The 20,419-nt window shown below is 57.3% G+C and carries 16 protein-coding genes and 1 pseudogene; 15 read left to right on the top strand and 2 right to left on the bottom strand.

The window, feature by feature from the left end:
* Window positions 1-539: 539 nt before the first annotated feature.
* The 6 genes from I6F09_RS25480 to I6F09_RS25455 all read left to right on the top strand — a co-directional run bounded on the left by I6F09_RS25480 (window position 540) and on the right by I6F09_RS25455 (window position 7,555).
* Window positions 540-2,501 carry a hypothetical protein gene (locus I6F09_RS25480; protein ID WP_225189330.1) on the top strand — a complete coding sequence of 654 codons (1,962 nt, stop codon included), beginning with the start codon at window positions 540-542 and terminating at the stop codon, window positions 2,499-2,501.
* Window positions 2,491-3,498, top strand: coding sequence for a M12 family metallopeptidase (locus tag I6F09_RS25475; RefSeq protein ID WP_225145521.1), 1,008 nt, complete (start codon window positions 2,491-2,493; stop codon window positions 3,496-3,498). Before I6F09_RS25480 ends, I6F09_RS25475 begins: the two co-directional genes overlap by 11 nt.
* Before the next feature lie 79 nt (window positions 3,499-3,577).
* Window positions 3,578-3,811 carry a hypothetical protein gene (locus tag I6F09_RS25470; RefSeq protein WP_225189329.1) on the top strand — a complete coding sequence of 78 codons (234 nt, stop codon included), beginning with the start codon at window positions 3,578-3,580 and terminating at the stop codon, window positions 3,809-3,811.
* A gap of 228 nt (window positions 3,812-4,039) precedes the next feature.
* Window positions 4,040-5,038: a hypothetical protein gene (locus I6F09_RS25465; RefSeq protein WP_225189328.1), complete on the top strand. Its 999-nt coding sequence runs from the start codon at window positions 4,040-4,042 to the stop codon at window positions 5,036-5,038.
* A gap of 631 nt (window positions 5,039-5,669) precedes the next feature.
* Window positions 5,670-6,758 (top strand): ABC transporter substrate-binding protein, encoded by a 1,089-nt coding sequence (locus tag I6F09_RS25460; RefSeq protein WP_225189327.1) that lies wholly within the window; start codon window positions 5,670-5,672, stop codon window positions 6,756-6,758.
* A 5-nt stretch (window positions 6,759-6,763) separates the two neighbouring features.
* On the top strand, window positions 6,764-7,555 hold the full coding sequence (locus I6F09_RS25455) for a hypothetical protein (protein WP_225189326.1): 792 nt from the start codon (window positions 6,764-6,766) through the stop codon (window positions 7,553-7,555).
* 1,449 nt (window positions 7,556-9,004) lie between these two features.
* Here I6F09_RS25455 and I6F09_RS25450 read toward each other — a convergent pair.
* Window positions 9,005-9,481 carry a DUF3833 family protein gene (locus I6F09_RS25450; protein WP_225189325.1) on the bottom strand — a complete coding sequence of 159 codons (477 nt, stop codon included), beginning with the start codon at window positions 9,479-9,481 and terminating at the stop codon, window positions 9,005-9,007.
* A gap of 496 nt (window positions 9,482-9,977) precedes the next feature.
* On the opposite strand from I6F09_RS25450, the gene I6F09_RS25445 reads away from it, so the two are divergent.
* The 8 genes and pseudogenes from I6F09_RS25445 to I6F09_RS25410 form a co-directional block, all read left to right on the top strand.
* Window positions 9,978-10,223, top strand: a complete 246-nt coding sequence (locus I6F09_RS25445; RefSeq protein WP_225189324.1) for a hypothetical protein — start codon at window positions 9,978-9,980, stop codon at window positions 10,221-10,223.
* 63 nt (window positions 10,224-10,286) lie between these two features.
* On the top strand, window positions 10,287-10,508 hold the full coding sequence (locus I6F09_RS25440; protein ID WP_225189323.1) for a hypothetical protein: 222 nt from the start codon (window positions 10,287-10,289) through the stop codon (window positions 10,506-10,508).
* Between the two features lie 37 nt (window positions 10,509-10,545).
* On the top strand, window positions 10,546-10,944 hold the full coding sequence (locus I6F09_RS25435; RefSeq protein ID WP_225189322.1) for a hypothetical protein: 399 nt from the start codon (window positions 10,546-10,548) through the stop codon (window positions 10,942-10,944).
* A gap of 2,022 nt (window positions 10,945-12,966) precedes the next feature.
* On the top strand, window positions 12,967-13,167 hold the full coding sequence (locus I6F09_RS25430) for a hypothetical protein (RefSeq protein WP_225141958.1): 201 nt from the start codon (window positions 12,967-12,969) through the stop codon (window positions 13,165-13,167).
* 298 nt (window positions 13,168-13,465) lie between these two features.
* Complete coding sequence (locus I6F09_RS25425; RefSeq protein ID WP_225141956.1) at window positions 13,466-13,861, top strand: hypothetical protein; 396 nt, start codon at window positions 13,466-13,468, stop codon at window positions 13,859-13,861.
* 115 nt (window positions 13,862-13,976) lie between these two features.
* On the top strand, window positions 13,977-16,097 hold the full coding sequence (locus I6F09_RS25420) for a hypothetical protein (protein WP_225189321.1): 2,121 nt from the start codon (window positions 13,977-13,979) through the stop codon (window positions 16,095-16,097).
* A gap of 855 nt (window positions 16,098-16,952) precedes the next feature.
* On the top strand, window positions 16,953-17,333 hold the full coding sequence (locus I6F09_RS25415; RefSeq protein WP_225189320.1) for a hypothetical protein: 381 nt from the start codon (window positions 16,953-16,955) through the stop codon (window positions 17,331-17,333).
* Between the two features lie 613 nt (window positions 17,334-17,946).
* A pseudogene (locus I6F09_RS25410) lies at window positions 17,947-18,237 on the top strand (transposase); the annotation flags it as partial.
* Between the two features lie 14 nt (window positions 18,238-18,251).
* Here the strand turns inward: I6F09_RS25410 and I6F09_RS25405 are convergent.
* Window positions 18,252-18,833 carry a hypothetical protein gene (locus tag I6F09_RS25405; RefSeq protein WP_225189319.1) on the bottom strand — a complete coding sequence of 194 codons (582 nt, stop codon included), beginning with the start codon at window positions 18,831-18,833 and terminating at the stop codon, window positions 18,252-18,254.
* A 1,253-nt stretch (window positions 18,834-20,086) separates the two neighbouring features.
* Here I6F09_RS25405 and I6F09_RS25400 point away from each other — a divergent pair.
* On the top strand, window positions 20,087-20,317 hold the full coding sequence (locus I6F09_RS25400; protein WP_225141947.1) for a DUF2235 domain-containing protein: 231 nt from the start codon (window positions 20,087-20,089) through the stop codon (window positions 20,315-20,317).
* The last annotated feature ends 102 nt before the right edge of the window (window positions 20,318-20,419 follow it).

Here is a 20,419-nt window from a genome sequence, read left to right as displayed (position 1 = left end):
AATGCCCGGTGCCAAACGGCCCTGCCGCGAGACAAGATGCCATCAGCATCGAACCTTCTAGATTCGAAGCCGCGAGAGTCTCATGAGTGCGCCGGCGGTTGCGCGACAAGTTGTCCCAGAGACAAAAACTACCTGACGGTTGAGATTTGGACTAAACTACGGAATCTGTCGTCGGGCAGTATACATGACCTTCGACCGGAGCAGGCAACGCGACAACTGTGGCCGCGGCAAGCGTCGACTGCGCGAATTACTTTACCTTTAGCAATACTCTTCGCGGGCACATTGGCGGACCCGCCATTCTTGGCAAGAATTGAACTAAGTTAGGCTGCTAAATGCCGGGTGGCTTTTTCAAGCTTGTAGAGTGAACCAGCTCACACACCGGCGGCCAAGGACGTTGCAATATCTGCGTGCCGCTTTTGACGTGGGATGTCGATAAACTTGGGTCGCCCATTCGTACAAAAAGTGTTTCGGTGACCCGGGTGAAATCTACGCCAAAAGGATCGCGCTCTGCTGGCTGAATTGTGCTGGGGAGTCGTTTTATGGATATTCAGGCGCACCCGCCCCTTCCTTACGTGAAGCCTGAAAGGGCATCGAGTGTACCTTTCCCGAAGATCGGCAAGGTACAGCGTGAGCTGACTGCATCGGCCAACTATTTTGTAGTGGACCCGGTCTTTCTAGCTACCGCCTCTTTGCAACCGTATCAACGAACGCATCAGGACCCGATCCATCGGCCGCTCAGGATCTACACGCTTGATCCAGCGGCGAGTCGGCAGGATGGCGCTGTGGCCGTGTTAAATGTCCCATTCGAGCGATTGCGCTCGGGGCCCGCGGGCAGCATCCTGGAGGTGGTCGATTGGGACGAGACGACGGGGCGGCTCAACAAGCCGGTCGAGTTGGATGATCCTCGCATCCTGATAGAAAATGGACGGCCCCCCTCGCCGTCCGACCCTATGTTCCGGCAGCAGATGGTCTACGCGGTCTGCGCGGCCACGTACGATGTCTTCAGACGCGCGCTCGGACGCGATCCGTGCTGGGGCTTTCACTCTCGTCCTGGTCAAGCTTATGCAAAGCTCAGAATTCGGCCACAGGCCTTCTGCGGCCGCAATGCCTATTACGATTCATCAGCAGGGGAACTCAAGTTTGGCTACTACACTGCCGATGGTAGCGTTCAGGGACGAAATCGACCCGGAGGTCGGGTGTTCACGAGTCTCTCACACGACATCATCGTGCATGAGATGACCCATGCGTTGCTGGACGGTCTTCGGCCGCGCTTTCGGCTGCCGACCCACCCGGATGTCGCGGCCTTTCACGAGGGTTTTGCCGACCTCGTGGCGATGCTCATGCACTTCTCGTATTCGGATGTCGTTCGTGCCGCAATTGAGAGGTCAGGCGGCAAACTCGAGACCGATGCGCTGCTTCTGTCACTCGCTAACCAATTCGGACATACCACGGGTTCGGGCGGGCCGTTGCGATCGGCCATCGATGCAGCGGGGCTTGGACAAGACGAGGAGCGCAGCGTCCGACGATATGATCAAGCTGGCGACGAACCGCACGAGCGTGGCTCGCTTCTAGTAACGGCCATTTTCGAAGCATTCGCGACGATACTTCGCCGGAAGACAAAGCGATTCATTCGCCTGGCACGTCTAACTCCCGGTGAGGCTCCAGGTTCGGAGCTTTGCGAAATCCTCGCCGACCAAGCAAGCACACTGGCATCACAGTTCCTTTCGGTTTGCATACGTGCCATCGACTACTGCCCGCCGTTCGACCTGTGTTTTGGCGAGTATCTGCGAGCAGTTATCACTGCGGATTTCGATCTCGTTCAGGACGACCCCTTCGGCTATCGCGAGGCCATCATCGATTCCTTCGCCCGTCGGCGTATCTACCCGGATGACGTGCCCGATCTCGCGGAGGACACTCTGCTATGGCGACCACCTGACAAGGAAATGGAGCCGATCGAAGACCTGCACTTCAAGAGGTTACGTTTCGCGGGCGACCCGGGACGAGCAGCCGACGAGACCGAACTGCGCCGGCAAGCCGAAGCACTCGGATCCTACGTCATGCGGCCAGGGTACGCACGCTCGTTCGGCTGCGCTTTACCGGGCGACGTGCAACTGAACGGAGATCACGTCGATCCTGCAGTTGTTGGTTCTATTCGCTCCGTTCGCCGCATCGGCCCGGACCGGCAGGTCACCTTCGATACGGTCGCCGAGATCACCCAGCGGCGTTGGTGCAAGCAGATATCGGGAACGTTCACTGAAGTCATCGGCGGCTCAACCGTCATCCTCGGCCCGGACGGCCGAGTTCGCTATGCAATCCGAAAGTCCGTGACGGATCAACGCCGAATACGAGCGCAAGCAGACCATCTTGACGGTAAAGGCGGTTCGAAGAGATGGACGAAGCGCGGCAGCCGCCACCAACTGTCGCGATCCGGTATATGCCATCTCTTTGGTGGAACAGTCGGTGTCCAGCAACCAGCAAGAGGAGAACGACATGAGCGATAGCGAACAGAAACTCCGCCAAGCATTAATGAGAATCGCAGAGGTGGCTCAGGCAGCGTCGGATACCGGACGGTATGTGGACGAGGACGATAAGCCGAATGGCGGCGAAGCTGCGCGGCGCCCCCATAACCACGCGGGTGGAAAAAACGCGCATTGTTCAATTAAGCAACTGCCCGGCCGTCTAGCCGAAAAAGCGGCAAAGACTGCAACGACCATCAATCCCATGAACCGAGTTAACTTCGGTGCCATTGGCTCCGTGGCACGCGGCCTGGTACTCTCGCCAGCAGCGATTGCAGTTTTGGTTGGCAAGTATTGGGGCCCGCAACAGCGCCGGCTCACGGTCAGCTTCCTGGATGGCGGGCCAAGTGATCTGCGCCGCCGGATCATTCAGCACATGAATGCCTGGAACCAAACCGCAGGGATCTCGTTCGTGGAGACCCGTGGTGTGGGTAAGGTGCGCATCTCGCGAAATCAAGCAGGATACTGGTCTTATCTCGGGACCGACATCCTGCACATTCCCAGTAATCGGCCGACGTTGAACCTCCAGGGTTTCACCATGAACACAGCGGACAGCGAATTCCATCGCGTCGTGCGTCATGAAGCTGGGCACACACTCGGCTTCCCGCATGAACACATGCGTGAGGAGCTGGTTGACCTCATAGACCCACAAAAGGCCTATGACTTCTTCCTGCGCACACAGGGGTGGTCTCGTGAGATGGTGGACCAACAGGTGCTGACACCGCTCAGCCAGGATTCGATAATGGCCACCCCACCGGACCAAGATTCGATCATGTGCTATCAACTTCCGGGATCGATTACCAAAGACGGTCAGCCGATCCGGGGAGGTTCGGACATCAACGCCACCGACTATGCCTTCGCGGGACAGATCTACCCGAAGGTTTCGTCAGAGGGTGCACCGTCGATCCAAGCTCAAATGGGCCTCGCCGACGAATGGTCGCCATCGGAAGATGTGGAGGTGGACGAGGAACTGGTACCGTAACGCTTTGCCGCGCCTCGTCGAGATTCAGGCCTCCCAGGACCTCCCACCCGTGCTGCACGTGCGGGTGGGAGACGTACTGATGTTTGGAGCAAGCGGCGGTCGTCTTCTGGAAGGCGAGACGATCGAGCTGTTAGGTGTCTTCTCGACCGGCGTACTCTCGGACGATGGCCGGGTGCTAAGCCCACTCGGACCGCCAACCAACATCTTGTTTCGTGCGCTTCGATCGGGGCAGGCCCGCATCGAGGTGATAAGGGGAGATCCATGGCAAGCTATCCCGCAACGGCACGAGATCGCGATTGTTGTCGTCGTCTGACGGCGCACCGAAGACCGCCCCCTAGAAAGTCTGAGCGGAACGTCTCGTCGACCGTTAGCACGCGGCCAGGCAATCGGCCGCTTGAAGAACTTAGAAAAGGACCGGGGGCGTCATTGTCACTCTTTGCTCCCCACACTCGCCCCGTCCCGTCGAGCCGCGCGCATTGCATGCTTCCAACGCCATCACAGAAGTGTGGCATGCTCAATTGAGCCTCGAGGAGAATTTCACATGCCAATCGGAGACAATCTGCCGCCCCAATCTGAGCGATCCTTTCTCAATCTGTTTGAGCCGCCGCCACAGTTAATTGAACCCGCCGTCCGCGCCTGCCGCCTATTCAACACGGCGCTGGATATCGTCTTTTACGATGTAGCGACGTTAGCCGCGCAGCTGGCCGAAAAAGACGCGTCCGTGCGAGCTCGGGAGGAGAAACCTCCCTCCCGGATCGTCCAGCTCGATGCACTCAGTGACCCTGAAGGCTCGCTTCTGCTCATCGACGCTAATACCGCACCCTATGTGCACAGATACACCAATGTGGAGGTCTTCTTGACTTCGCCTCACCCGGAAACGCGGGCTGTCGAGATCGTAACAATCACGGGGGTCGGTAGTTCGGCCCTTGGCAGCGCCGCGCTGGCGTGGGACATCTCGATAGCACTCGGAAAACCTGTGCTTGCCATCGTCCCGGGATACGGCATGGCTGACGTCATTCTGCAGGCGCTAGGGGGCTGGTTCGGCTTCGGCCTTTACGACTATCTGCATGCAAAGAGCTTGATCCAGAACGCTCTTGCCAATGCCGCGCCCAGGACAGCGAGCATAGGCCGCCAACTGCCCGCGTCTACGCCGGATGCGAAGACCCTGCACGGCGCGCCAGTCTTTCGCCACGGCTCCGGCTCCTCAGACGTTCTTCACGCGCTCCTCCTTCATCGTGACGCGGCATTCAAGCTTCTGGTGGGACACAGCAAGGGCGCCCTGCAGATCGGCAATGCAATCAGATCCCTTCCACCGGACCGAACACACGAACTCCGGATCGTAACGCTCGGCTGCCCGATTTCTACGGATGTCGCGGGCGTCAGCTACTATCAATACCTTGGGCTTTTCGACGCCCTGGGACAGCTCAACATGTGGGGACACAGGCCGAACCAATGGCCACCGACGTGGCACAGTACGAACCCCAAGTTGCCACCTGCGATGACGGCGGGGAAATACGCGGCGGATGCTTTTCCGGCCTAACGCCTGCTCCGCCCACGCCTGCTCGGTCGTTTCTACGTTTAGATCCGGGCACGTCGCTGATTTGTGAACAGCGATCGCGGCGTCTTTAAGAAAGGGAGCCAGACGTTATGTTCGGAAAGCTTATCCCCTCAATCTGCATCATCGCCCCATTTGTTGTTTCGCCGGCTCCGGCTCAAACACCACCAACCTCTTCTCAACCAACTAATTTCTCAGTTTGCGAAGGAGAGTATGAGCGGAGTTGTCCTGATCATGATGCCTTTACCTATTGTGGCACCATAAATGGCTGGGCAGAAGCATCGCTTGATCGAGCGCACGTAGACGAGCCTATTTGCTTCTATCGAAAATGGATCGCTATCGGCCAAGACATGCCGTGATGCCATTGGCACAGAGTTATCTCTGTTCACTGACTTCACCGATAAGATCAAGATCGCGGCAAGTGCTCCGCAGGGAAACGGCGATTACCGAGCGGGTTCGAGTCGGCCGATCATAAATCTACATGTCCCAGTTGGCGCGCTCTTGTTCCTCAAAGCTACCAAAGGTAAAGTTTGGAATTGAGTTATTTCGCGCGTTTTATTGCTCGTCCAGAACGATCTGGACAGTACTTGCCATACTGCATCCATAGGAGGCTCACATGGGTCGCTGGAAAACGATCTTTGCAGTAGTCCTAACTTTACTCGTCATGGATCTTCCGGCCGAGGCGCAAGTCCCAGTAATTCGTATCGGTGTAGTGGCGACCTTCACCGGTTTCGGGGCAAATGAAGGCCAGCAGTTTCGGGCGGGAGTATCCGCCGCTCAGAATGATCTGAGGCAAATAGCCAACCGGCCGGTGGAGGTCATTTTCCATGATCATCAGAACAAGCCGGACATCGCGGTCAACAAGGCCCGCCAGCTTATTGAAGCCGATCGCGTCAACTTCCTGATTGCAAAAGGCGGCGCATCTGTAATGCTGGCCGTCTCCGGGGTGAGCGAACAGCAACAGACGCCAACCGTCTTGGTCGGGCTATCTAAGGGGCCGTTTTCGGACCAGCGACTAAAGTACTCGTTCCATATCGGCGATAGCGCCGAGCAGCTTGCAAAGCTCGCCGTTCGGTATGCGAAAGACAATCAAAATCGTCGTACGAGCTACATTTTTGAAAGCCAGTTTTACGCCGAAGCGCTCAGCCGTGAAGCCCAAGTCAGCCAGCTTCCGTTGCAAAATTGGAATGGGACGGCTGGCGCGCCGGCGATTGTGTTCATGTTTGGCGGGGATACTCGTAACATTCGTTTGGACGAACTCCCATCAAAAAGCCTTCTCATCGGTGGCATCAGCCTCCTGGAGATCGGCCGCCTCGGAAACCAGATCAAAGTGGCGGCCATCGCGCCGCACGATCCCAGCCTTCGAGAGCCACGTAGCTTGCCCAACTCCTTGAGGGACATGAAGGGAGCGGATGCCTACTATGGCTACGCAGCCCTTCAAATCCTGGCACGCGCCGCGCGGAATGATCCTGCTCATGAACGAGTTGCTGCGAGCATGCGTGCCGACTCGTTCGATACCGTCCTTGGACAAATCAACTTTATGGCCGGCGGCGAATGTCGTCAGCCTAAGCTCGCCGTGTACGTCATGAACGACAATGGCTCATTCCAGCTGTGTCCCGATTGTGGCGGCGTTCACGATGGCTGTAATGGCTCCGCGTGCAAGTGCAAGGACGGCTCTTGCAACAACGACTGCTGTAACAAATAGTGGCAATGATTTCCGATGATCCCAAGAAGGCTATCAAGTTTGTAGCCGCGTTCCTGCCAGGCTTCATTGGTCTGGGCCTCGCAAGTTATTTGGTCGATCTGCGGTTCGGTGAACTTGCATACGCCTTTATTTCGATTGCAATCAGCGTCGCATCCTTTGGGATTGCCTCGCTCGCGATGCGGCAATGGCGCGCAAAGAAGCGGAAATCAGCGCAAGCAGTCGCAACGGCGGAGATAGTGCTAGCATATGTAGTCGCGCTGGTTCTCGGAATTTTCGTGTCGGTTGCCTACGATGATGATTGGGTGATCACGGCGGTGAACAAAATACCTTTCGTGTCGCTTACCAAAACAACTCAAGATCACCCGCTGTTATACGTACTAAAGAAGAGCTTCACCTGTGTGGCTGTGCGTCCTATCGATGCTCGTGAGAACAACACGCTGGTCTATACGAAGGCGATGGTACGAGCGATCGTAAAGGATTATGCGACCGTCGAGGGATTTATCCGCGTTTACCCGACCGAACTTGATCCCGCTCAGGTCTTTCTATCTCCTGCGTGCAAGATAGACGGAAAAAAGACGACAGCAATTCCTGGCCCTGGCGTTCTCGTGCAGACAGAAAATGTCATTGCTTGGGAGCTCATTGATGCGACCGCAAGCGAGTGTTGGAAGATCCACTACGGCAGCAAGCCGCCGTGTCTTTGTCCTTCGGAGGAGGTCAAAGACAAATACATGGCGCGAATGAACGTGGAAAGGCATGAACAACAAGACAAGTACCAGCTCTGCACGGCGGATAAATAGCCTGACTTCGGCAGCCGGCTGGCAGCATTTTTTTCGCACGAGCCGTCAAGAAGCTAGTCTCTCAAGACGACCAAGCGGCCTGTGGTCTTACGTATATTTGTACGGTTTCATCCTTATATGAAACTGAAACGTGCTCGACTGAGCATGGACGATGAAAATTGATTGCGTCGCCAGCGTGCACGACTAGGGCGTCGAGATCAATCCACGAGCCGTTGCAACTATCCAGCGGTCGCCCCAGCGCACGATAGAGTCGATTCGCCCGACGCCGGGGACCACATCACCCCGTGCTGCCATTCGAATCCCATCGGGCCCTTCGAGCACCGCTGTTCCGCCGCGAACGTCCAGCACTGCCCAACCTGCCATGGTCGTTGGTCTTGTCTCGGGAACCGACAGGAGCGGCGCCGCAGGCTGGAGCGAGCCCGTCACAGACATGTCCACTTCGAGAGCATCCGCCGATTGCGACGCATTTGGCCCTTTGGTCCCAGGCTTCGGAGCAACGCTCGCGATGAATGTGGAGGGCTGCCCCAAAGCAGGCGCTGTTCGCGAACCGGATGCAATCTTTCGGACGCCTTCGGCTTTACCGCGTGCCCTTGTGTCCGGCATGCGGCGCGAAGCCGTTTCTACCTGAGCAGTCGGGGCGAGAGCCGAGATAGCTGCAGGACCGTACCAAGCGCCAGCCCAACCCAACGCAAAGCCCACACCCAATGCGGCCGCCGCGACCAGACAAATAGTGAGTTTTGGAGGCCGGCCCGGCGACAATAGCGCCAAGATCTCAGCTCGATTGGAGGTCGAGAAATCCGATTGATCGCGAGTGGCAGGCCACGTGAGCTCGCCACTGCCGTGATCTGGGGCGATCGTGATCCTTTCCAAGGTATTCGCATGGTGCAATTGCATGCTTGGCTCCCTTGCGGTCGCCAATGATCGTGCCGGGAGCTAAACCAACCCTTAACTGCCGGTGCGCCCGGCATGACTAAAGAGAGGCCGTAGAGCGCGAAGGGGCTGCCTTCGCGGGAAGGAGCGCGCCCGTCTAGGCAGCCGTTGCGCGAGTAAAGGGCAGAATGGGACTACCAGCTCTCGAGAGAACCGGGCGCAGGTGAATGCCGGGATAGCAGGCCTAGCTTTGCCGAACTGGGCGAACTTTCAGAACCAAACTGACCCGAAAGACAAGCGAAAGGAGTGCGCTGCGACATCGGTATCGGGACCTTTGCAGGTCCCCTGTTGATACCGCCGCAGTTTAATCGGCTGTACCTTACTACCTTGGATTGCATATTTTAGTCGACCGCCTGTTGGTTTTAACAATTATGGTTTCCAGTAATGAGTAATCGAGCTCGTGGTTTAGGTGGCTTTGGCATGGAAGAGCTTGGCGCACCTTGTCGAAGAATCGGTTCCTGTGCCTACAATCTCATCTTGATGCTGCGCCAGAGCGCTCGACATCCGCGCGCATTGGGATCACAGCTTCCGATAGGTAATGTGTGCCGTCGCAAACGGGATGCCCGCACGTCCGGCGCTCCCACGCACGATGCAGGCGCGATCATCTATTGCGTAGAACCAATGATCGAAATTCAATTTGATCGATTTACCGCCTGGTTGCGGCGTGTCGCGAGTGTACTTCCAATGAAAGGCGCAGCCGGCTTGCTCTCCAAGAGCCTCACCTTCCAGCCGGTTTTCCAATCCGGTGTACTTGCCTTCGTTACCTTTTCGTATGGTCCAGTGCATCGTGTCGCAATGGCCATCATCGAATATGTACGTCTCGGTGAAGATCACGGTTTGGGTATCTGTCTCGAATTCGCCGTGCGCCGCAATCGTCGCGCGCTTCAGCAATCCGCCAACGAGGCTTTCCAGCACCGCCCAGCCTTCGATCTGCCCCACAAAGAATTGCTCCGGAAGAAAGATCGGCCTTGTTTCTCTGAAATCCTCGATCGCCATCGGTAGCACCCAATCAAGGGATTCTCCATACTAAGTCCCTTGTTATCCATTGGGTTCCGATTAGCCGCGCCTTGCAGCGCGGTACTTCAAGTTATTGCGGCCCGCGGATCGTACCGAGGAATAAGGAAAGGGCCGCTCGGAGATTCCGAGCGGCCACCGGGGCTAAAAACCAGGCCGGCTGACCTCAGCTCCGGCGGCATCTGCGATAATTTAAGCTCTGCGGGTGAACAGCCCGGTATGCAAAGTTCCGAGCCGAAGGTGGAGACCCGTTGCATCTCGGCGAAAGGATGCCCTGGAAGCTTTTGGTTAGTCGCATTCGGCAACTAGATTTCCGTTTATTTCAAATCTGAGATCGAATTTGTAGCCAACTGATCCGCTCAGGCGCTATCTTCTGCATCCAGACCTTTTGATCGCGAAATTGTTTGGCTCACGTGATGAGCCGCTTTGAGTGCCTTCTTACAGGCATGGCCGCATGCGCGTTGTGTAGGGGATAGACATGTTGGATCACGAATTCAATGAACAGCGCGCTAAGTTACTGCGTGAACTCGCAGAGCAGGCTGACCCATTTGTTAAAAGGCGCCTCCTGAAACTGGTAGAGCGGTATGAACCTAAGGGGCGAGCAGCGCCGGTTCACGAGCTCACTTTGAGCCTCGGCGATGCCGCCGATCGCAAGCAAGCGCCACCTCCCGATCCGGGCGTACCGCCGTCGAGTATCAGCAGAACACCGGAAAGTTCTGATTGAAGTTCGTCTTCTGAAGATCCGTGCGTTCACCCCGATAAAACCCGCAACTCGAGGAGAGCAATTATGGCAATCCAGATCGTCATGGACCGCACCGGCGACAGCCGTCACCTCTTCAATCTTCACGACGCACAGGAATTGGCCAGGGCCGAACAGCGCTTCAATGAGCTGACGAAGGTTGGCTTCACCGCTGCGGTCCGTACCGGAACGGACCAGCTATCACAAGTCAAATCATTCGACCCGAATGCGGAAGAGACCATCTTTCTTCCGAGGCTCGTTGGAGGTTAGTGGGAGCCCAGCCGTGTTGGCCTTCCGATCGTTGGCCATGGGCAGCCGTTCCCGCATGAGAGCGACACGAGCCCTTTTCATCAAGCACGGCGCCGAGAGCACGCCGGAAGGCCGCTCGCTCCGGCTCTTGCGGGAGTGGCTTTCGCAGGCGCAACGCGAGCAGCTAGCTCGCAAAGGTTACTTCGAGGTGATCGGAAACGAGAGTGGGAGCCAATACAGGGTCTACGCCGGAACTTCGGGTAACGTTTGCGTGGTGGACGAGCGCGATCATCAGCAAGAGGGATTGTGTTTCATGCCGGTCGGCTCTCTGCCGATAGGAGACGTGATGCTCGCCCAGAAGATTGCGTTGGAGACATGCGAAGCCCGCGTGCGCGCCGTGGCGAAGAGGTTCACTCCGAGTCGTTTTCATTTTAGGCAAGCCCGACTGCTCGGCTGACTCGCGATCGCATCATTGCGCTTGCGAGTGGCGGCGCAGCCGTCCTGCTAAGTTGGTTCGCCGCTGAAGCTGGCCGGCGGAGTTTAGTGCTGGGGTTCATCCAATGCTTTGAGTCGCGCGTGGAGAAACGCGCTCGAATGGTCATAATTTGCATCACCGTTCACGACCGCGCGAGCGAGCGGGTCGAGAACGCGACCGACCATTTCCGGAACCGACTGCGTCAACACGGTCTGACCATTGGCTCAGAAGTTCATCAAGGTTTTGGCTCGACGTAAATAATTTCAGCCACCGAGATGCGCCGTCATGCTTGTTGTGTTGTCGGGCAACAAATGCATAGAAGGCGAATAAGCTTTGGACATCCTCACGGGATACTGCTCGCTGGGCCATGAACATGCTCTTCTGAAAATAATCATCAGCGGATCGAACACGGATAATACATTTCTCCGGGTGCCGAATACCAAGACAATTAGATGCCGCTCGGAGGTGAGCTTCGGCTTCTGCAGCGCAGCGAACCTCCATTTACCTGCTTTAATGCAAGCCGCGCGCTTGGGCACACTGCCCGTCGCGCTTTAGCGGAACGCGGCCCCGGCTCTTAACCTGCTCCCTTCAAGTGCACCGCCGGGCCGGGGCCGCTGGGAGTTCGGAAGCATAGCCCGCTCACTCTGCGGGCGCCCCCTGGGCAGTCTGGATCAGCGATATTACGGCGCGTTCGTCTCGGTGCAGCTTGGCATCAGCTTCGGCCCACGAATGCAGGAAAGAGGCGAACGAGTACGAGTAGCCGAACAGAAACGACAGCTGATGGCTTCCACGGCCACATGAAGCCGTGCAGGTGTCTGCTAGCGCCACATGGACGGTCTCTTCATCGTAAATTCTGTCTGCGGAAATGGCTGTGTCTCTAGAGCTTCAGTGCTTACGAGAGCGCACTCGTTACACCTGAACAGCCGGCACCTGGCGTGCTCTCCCAAAAATTTCATCGAGTGTAGACAGAGTTCGCACGAACGAAATGGTATCGCCGCCGCAGAAGCTAACTTCATCCTAGTCTCCGATCCCCCATGCGAGACATCCGAAGCGACACTCATGCCGCGGATTTGGCTCTTCTCGAATTAGCTGCAGCAGGCGCCGCCTCGCGAGCGGATCAGCGGTTGCTGCAATACCCCGTGCGCAGTGTTGGTACCCGCATCGTCCTCGGTCACTGTGGTTGTTCCGTCTTGACAGAGCGTAGAACTTCCGGGAGCAAGAGCCTGTACCCGGTTGGACACGCTGCTAAGCTAATTATCCGTTTTCCCCAGAGAGGACTAAATTTCCACAGCGATCGCTTAGCGAATCCGGTACCCGGCTTCCAAGTTGCACCTCATACTGGCTGGCGATTGCCTACAGCCCACACGCTTGAAGCTGCCGATCAATCTCAAGGTCGCAAGAGCGCTTGGTCTCACCTCTACATTCAACATTGCTCGCCAGCGCCGACGAGGTTGTTGAATAAGGCTCACCTTCACACCGCGAGTCCGATGATTTCTGTCTGAGACCCTCCGAGAAGGTCCGCACTCGCCCGGAGACCGGCATTGACTGGACGTCGGTCGGTCAGGGGCTTAATGAGTGCATGCTTAGCTAGTCACCAGCTTTTTCAGATCAGCTTCAAGCTTCTGTAACGCTGCCCGCTTCTCAGGTAGGTAGTCGCACCTGTGGTAGTAATCAGTTGATGCTCCGCAACGGGGGCGAGCCGTAGAATTCGACAGGCGCCAGCCCAGCCTGCGCTGTCAATGTCGTTCGGGCGCTGTGCGTCATGTGGTGCCGTATATGCGTGAGCGTACGAACCGACGAGTGGGGCTCACTGTACTTCGCGGGGGCGTTAAACTGCATCGCCCCCCGAAATTTGTATGTAATATTCAACCCGCGGCTAAAACTCGCCAAAGTAGAAATGGCCGCTCCATCTTGGCTGACTATATAGCCAATTCGAGCATCTGGAACAGCAACCGATGGCTACTACCTCGTGCGGGCCAGCATCACCTGTGATACAATGAGTCCATGGCACCCAAGAAATCATCCCCCAACAAAGGCAAGGCCTCGGGCTTTGTAGTCGGCAGCGCCCGCTTCAGAAAGATCAGTTCCGTCGAGGGCATAGTCTACTCGCCGAAGATGAAGGGCAGCAGCGCGGTCGCGAAGAGTAAGGCGCGCACCCCCGAAGAGCGGCCGAAGGTGATCATTAAGGCCTACCGCAAGGCGTAATCCGGCATGTATGATGCAGTCGATGATGACTTTCGAGGCGGAAGCAAGCGACGTCAGAGCCGACCAGGAACTCCCCGCTGGCAATCTGGATTTCACGCACTTCAAAGCAGTGCACGGACACCTCTTCCAGGATGTTTTGCGACTGGGCCAGGAAGATTCGGACGGTCCGCATGTCGAAGGGTGGCAACATGTTCTGCTTTCCCGAAAACATCGAACCAGGGGAATAGTCCGTTCGCGCAGTTAAAGACGGACAAGTTTCTGACCGGCCTGGACGTCGAACTCGTGGCCCTACCCGCCAATGGGCTACAACATCTCGCTCAAGGCGGCCCTGCCGCTTAATGGGCGCCTGGTGGTGCGCAGCGCCAAGGCCGATGCCAAAGAACGAGGCGGCGCGATGAACGCCGCTACCTTCCGCCGGTTCGTCGTCAAGGAGTCTGACTACGAAGAATGGACGGTCATCGTCGAGGCCGACAGCTCCGCCAATGCGACCCGCAAGGCCGAGGCGATCTACCGGGTCGACAATTTCGGTGTAGCGAACGGCTTTGATCTCGGCTGGAAAGCCCAGCCGCTGGTTCAGGAGGTGCGCCAATGCGCGCCGCCGCAAGCTCCCTTCGCAACCGCGTTATCCAGAAAGGAGCTACAACGAAAGCCCATCGACCATTTCACGACTGGTCGCCGGTCGCCCGCGAGCTAGCCCAAAAGTCCCCATCTTGGGCATTGACGTTAGCATCGATACGACCCTAGGTTTTCTCCATTCATTTTACTGCTCGATCCGGTGGGTGCCTTCGAGGCCCATTAAGGAGACAAGCATGATTACTTATTCGATAGCCGCAAGCGGCGTGTTCGGGTTTCTCCTGACAAGGTACGTTGCCGCGAAGACCAGGGAAGGCTCACTCTGGCGCGCAGTATTGCGCAACCTAAATCGTTTCTTCCTGCCGTTCGCTATCGCCGGCATTATCTTTTCCGGCCTTCAGATATGGCTCTCCCTCACCGACGACCTCGAAGGAGCCAGCCGGACCATCCGGGAATTGGAGACGGAACTGGCCCGTTTGCGGACTGTGGCCACCTTTCTGAAACCCTCTCCGGCGCTGGAATTCTCTATTTATCTGGCCTTGATTTTTCTGTTTGTGGCGCCCTTCTGGGCCAGCCATCGGATCGTAATTCGAGTCTTCAGCGGCTATCTTCGGTCGGTAAGCTTCGCCTACGTCTGGCTGACGCTGCTGACCTCTCTTACCTTCTTCGGCGGCATAGTTGCAGGTCCTGATGGCTTGCTCGCCCAACGAATAGCGACAATCGAGCACCACATCGAACGGATTGATGAACGATATGCAAAGGCCCTTCTGGAAACGAAAGCCGTCCTTCTCGCCGAGCTGATGCCTCGTCTCGTGAAGACCTACGAGACGAAAAAGAAGGATGATGATGACCAGCAATGGCCACATATCGTTCTCCTGGCCGACAAGCTCCGAAAGGCGCTTGGCAATCTGCCAGGACAATATCCCTCTCTGCTGGACGGGCCCCACGGACCAACACCATCACCTGTACGTCCGCCAGGACCTCCGCCGGCGAGCGCTTCGGTCGCTTTGTCACCGTTGAATGTCGACGAACCGCCGATCGTCAGGCCTCTTCCGCCTCTGGAGAAGCTGCAAGAGAAACCGGCATCCCAGCCGCTGAGCGAGCGCCGTGTTGCGCCCGCGAAATCGGATGCTCCCACCGCTACACCGCTCGCTCTCCAGTCGGTCGCGTACGCTTATCGTGGGCGGATCCAGCCATTTGACCAGGCTCTTCCCCTCAAACCGACCTCGGTCGCCGTAACATTCCCGGATGTGCAGGCAACGCGTCCGCAATGGTCACTCGAAACGGCCGAAGCGATTGAAAAGGAGCTGAAGGCGTCCTCGGCAGAAAAGCGAACTGTTCCAGAAGAACTTCTCGCCTCCACGGGATCACGCGCAATTGGCGCCGCCTACGAGGGAAGCGTCGACGCCGTGATGGATGTTCTGAAGAACAACGAGGACCTCGGCCTGCCGCTAGGTTTCCTGGCCGGCTTTGTGGAAGCCTTCCTCAATGAATCAGTAAAGACCGCTATCGAACGAGCCATCGAGAAGCAGAGCGCACGGCTTGCGACCGGCGCGAGCAAGCTCGCAGCAGCGGTATCAGGATTCACGGACGACGTGGCCGCCGCTGTAGTCAAGGGGTTTGGGAGCAAGCTCCGCGCGCGCACTGAAGCGGTCGTCGCCAAGATCGATGCCATGGAGAAAAGCATGGCTGACGCTCAATCCAAGATTCCGAACGACATGCAGGCGTTATCGATCCAGCAGTTCGAGCCTCGGTGGGCCGGTCTCGCAGCCGTCTGGGGGCAGGCGACCGGTCGTCTTCCCGACGAGTTGCGCAAGCCAGCGGCAGAGGTGCTTGGCGAAATTCGTGAAGCAATCGAGAAGCTCGGACCTGTCGATCGAATGACCCTGCTTTACAATTGCGAGCAGGTCTGGCTCGACTCGGCGGAGAGAACCCGCCTCAGCTACATCTCGGCGATGCTCCGGTGCGAGGAGCTCGCCGGGCGCACCACCGCTTCCTTTCAGCAGTCTCTCCGCAAGGCGCTTCCCGGACTACTCGCTGGCGAGATTGCTGATAAAGGTCTTCGTGACATGGTTCCGTCAATGGTCGGCGATACCAAGATCAAGGGCAAAGATCTGAATGAGCTAGTGGCAGCCTTGCAAAACGCCCGGTCCGACGCGCTCGGCACTCCCGGTGCAGCCGCTCGCTTCATTGCTGAAAGTCGCAAGGCTTCTCCAGCGCGGGCTCGAAGCGGATTCATGGCGGCCATGGGAGCGACTTCTTGCAGCATTCGCGCAGAGCTTGTGACAGAGCATTACGTGAACAATGTGCTCGTCTCGGTCACGCGAACTCCGATAACGCTGCCCTGTTTCCGGTAGCTGTTTCAGCGTTCTTCTCACCTCAAGAGCGGCCTCGATCGGGCTCGCGAGTATTGAGGATAGACCGCGATCGCATTCGTCGAGTGGCGGCGCCCTGACAAGAATGTACGGCTCCCGGCGTATACTGAAGCACTTGCGCGCAACACTCCTGCCACTTTGTTGAACAGACGAGGGACGAAGCGCCCGCCCCTTCCGTAAGCTGCAGGCATGCGCGTTGTCGTGTCCGCCTCGCTGCTCCGGGTGCCAACGCCGTGGGCCGGGACTGGGGCAACATGGCCGCGATCTCATCGACGCTGGGCAACAATACCAATCGGCTTTACATCGGCGACCACGCGGAGCTCGTTATCGATGAGTGCCGTAACGGTTGCCAGTTCGCGAATTGAGATAAGTCCCGCCACGGTGTGATGAGCCGGATCCGCCCAAATAGCTGCCGCCATGACTGGTCGTGTGATGTCCGCCGCCGTAGCTGACGCGCCCCCCATGTCCTCCGCGTGCGTTTGCTTGTCCGATCACGCCGAGCAGCAACAGACCGGCAACTATTGCAATCAACTTCATATTTCGCCCGCCCCTTTCGAATGTGGAAGCGTATCCAAGCGTAGCTGATGCATGATAACAACCTTTGATACGCGCAAAATATGCAGCTTTACGCCGGGAACAACTGGAGCCGAGCCGCTTTTCGGCGCGAGTAAGGCGCGCGCTTGTCCCCGAAACGTCTCGATCTCCAAATGGAGCCGGTGACCTCGTCTGAATGCCGAATCCGATCGAGCAGAAATACCGCAGATGAAGGCCCCTCTACGCTGATTATCATCATGGCCGCAATGCTAACATAGGCCTGCTACTTGCTCGGGGCCAACATTGTCATCGCAAATTTCCACCCAGTCGGCTGCTGCAGCCGATCGGGATCTAACCTTCTTAGTGATTGAGCGTCATCGCGAGCTGTCGGCGCATTACGATGCGGCCTTGTCCGTATCGGCGAAGCTCGATGGGCCCGAGTTTCATGCCGCCGAAGAAATCAGCAGTCAAAGGAATCATGCTCTCGCGGAGCATGCGAATGTGCTCATCCGTTCAACGCCAACGACGATCGCGGGCGTTATTGCTCTGACACGTTACGTCGGCAGCCTACGAGAGTGGGAACTTCCCGATGATGATGCATGGTATCGGGTTTTCTTAGGAGGACTGGCAGACGCGATCGATGGAATCGCCATGGCACAGCGGCTTGCGCGAGACGGCGATTAACATGGCGCTCGCTTTCATCTTCCGCGGCATACTTTTCTGGGGGGCCATTGCTGCGCTTCTCTATTTCGTGTGGAATTTGCCCTTCTGAAGCCCGACGACTAGGGGCTCTCCCGAAGCTGATCCGTCCTGAAATCGTCGACCACGAATGCCTTGGCAGCGGCGCGGCAGGCGCGGCCTGATGGACTGCTGCAGAGGGAGGCATCGCTTGAGCTAGATCAAGAGAACGGCTCCCACCTGAGGCGGCCTTGAGCAACGCGGGCCCAGTGTGCCTAGGAGGCCGCGCCAGCTATCAGCCCCTTAAGTGCCAGAAAAATTCGTTTCCCTGGAGATTGGGATACTTCTGGACATTACAAAACAAACGGCCGCACGAGCCGCTTTGGACCAGCCCTTGCGGCCGGTGCCACGACGTTCCTGCACGATCGCGACGGCGCCTGCGGGTTAATACGTCCATCTGTCAGCGTGAACCGGCGCCCCCCGTTACGGCCTCAGCTGGAACTGCCCAAGCGATCCTCGATCACTCGGAGGTCCTCAAGTAGAGCATCTCGAGGATAATATCGCGGACTTCCTCAAGGCGGCCTACAAGTACATTGCCGAAGTCCGAGCCTTGCAGGACGACACCGTGAAGCACTCAAAGGACGAATACGTTCGCGGCGAGGGCGACAAGGCGATCTTCACCAATACGGTTGGGGGCTACCACAGCATCTTCAAACGCGACGTGAAGGGCGTCTATCAGCACTGCAGCGAGAAGCATCTGCATCGCTATCTCGCAGAATTCGATTTCGGGTATAGCAACCGCGCCGGGCTTGGCGTGAACGATCATGAGCGCGCCGAACTCATGGCGAAGGGCATCACTGGTAAGCGTCTAACGACGGCTAACCGCAAGGCAGACGCCGCGACGAATTAAGAAGATGCTCGCGGCTAATGCCAAATGGCGATCCAAACGAGAGAAGTGCAAGGACTAGCCGCCAACAACTGGATAGGTGGCCGCTGGTGCCGAAACCAGTTTTTAAATAGATTCCCGGTCATGGAGACTTGAAAGCGCAAAGCCTTCTCTCCATAGACGCTTTGTTGCGCAGAATTCCAGCACGTCAGGAACAAAATCCTGTAAGGCGGCTCCTCATCAGCTGAGAATTCATCCAAGCAAACACGCGCTTCGTCCGCTGTTTTGCGTCCCTCGCGCATACTGGCAAGCAGTTCATAGTACCGACGCTTCATCATCGCGTGGGAGCGCGCTCGATTAGACAGATCGAAGGTCAAGTCGAGCGCCGCCAAAATCGCGGCACCAGCGGCAAATACCTCTTTAAGGAGTGCCGCATCGATAGTTACGCTGGCAACGTGCAGCATCTTCGGCAACACATCAGTAAGGGCGGCCGTCCCGAGCGCTATAACAGCAAACATGAACCAGCGATGCACAGTATCAAGAAAAGCCTCACGGCAGGAGTGATACTGAGCATTCGTAAGACAGCTTATCGTAGCTTGCTCTAGCGGCGAGGCGGCCATGGGTCCGGATGCGGCTCCTGATGACGGGGGTCCTCCCGCTTCTCGATGTGTCTGTCGGGCTCCCACCTCGGAGCCGGTCTTGGCTGCTCCCGTTGCGGCTGAGGTTGCGGCGTCGGCTCCGGGCGTCTCGGCTCGTTCGCTGCTCTCCATGGGCTTCCCATTGTGCGCCGCCCCCTACCGCTTGGATTTCCGAGGCGGCCATGGGTCAGGATGCTTAACCGCAGACTTGTGTCTTGCTGCTTTTTTTGCAGCTTTCTTCGCTTTCTTCGCCTTTTTCGCTTTTTTTGCCATGCGCCCCCTCTCGCGCAGCATATACAACTAACGGCTGTCTCGGCTATGATCTTTTGGACGGCTTCGGTTTTTTCTTTTTACGACGCCTTTCCCGGACCGATGTTGCGGCGGGCTTTTCGCCACGTCAACGGCGCGCTCAAAGCGCTGCCAGGCGTCGGGCTCTATTAGTTCCGGCCTCTAGGTAGCTTTCTTGGAGTTGAAGTCGAGTTGGTGAGCGGCTTAAATGGCACTAGTAGCTTCCGCTTGCTCAACGCCGGGCTGATGCTGGGATCGCGCTAGCTCGCACCCGAGCCGCATCAGGTTACATTGCAGCCAGAGCCTCTGCTGTAAATCATGCTTGCTGCGCCGAAATAGGTTCCCGACATACGAGCCCATACGGAGACGGTACAAATGCTTAGCCATGTTCTGCTCCTGTGCAGCAATAGCCAAACTAGATGTGGCCAATACCGTTGCCTTCCAGACCGCCGAAATGGTGAGGCATCTCGTTCAGCGCCGACATTGTCGCCCTCAATGAAAATCGATTAATGCAACAAATCCAGGATCAGCGCCTAAATTCTGCAGTTTGTCGACTTCTTTCGTGGTTTTTGTTACACGGATTATCGGTTTGCGGCGGCAGAGCGCGATGCTCGACCACCACGCCTGCTGTGATCATGAAAAGCCCGCGACGTAGCGGATTGGGAAGAAAGGCGGCGACTGGGGCCTTAATAACAACTGAAAACCCCTGCCAGGGCCAAGAACTGGCCTTGGGCGAAGCCCGTCCTATGACCTCATTTTCTTGCTTTGCGTTACGACTAGGGTTTACCCGCTGAGCTTTGATGCCGGCTCTACCGCCGACGTAAGCAATAGCAGGACGAGGCGCGGCTTACCGGTCGGGGCCTACGTCATCAGAAGCGCAAAATTGCGGAGATCAGATTGCTGATGCTCGAAATGACGGCGCCGCAAAGCCCGAGCGATCTCATTGCTTGACCAAACTGCTCGTTAATTCCGTCCTGCTCGGCGATGCCGCATTCGGCTGGGTCTTCCTCACGTTCAGGGGCTTCGCCCTACACCGGGAAGGCGCTGTTCGTAAATCGGCCGCAAACTGCGAACGCGACGTCCACGCCAACCTGTATTTCGAGCAGGTATGCTTCCCGGGCGTGCACGCCGATATCGGCGGCGGCTATTTGGAAAAACGCGTGTCGGTGTGGCCCTGAACTGCATAGTTGCCGGCGCATCGCTTATCCCGGATTGGCTCAAACATGACAAAAGCGTCCTGCAGCTTTCGCCGGACCCGGCCGGCTCCCAGCCCAACAACC

The sequence above is a fragment of the Bradyrhizobium sp. IC3195 genome (assembly GCF_020193585.1).
GTDB classification, from domain to species: domain Bacteria; phylum Pseudomonadota; class Alphaproteobacteria; order Rhizobiales; family Xanthobacteraceae; genus Bradyrhizobium; species Bradyrhizobium yuanmingense.
The sequence above is the reverse complement of the archived record's forward strand: the minus strand, read 5'-3'. Positions and strand labels throughout refer to the sequence as shown.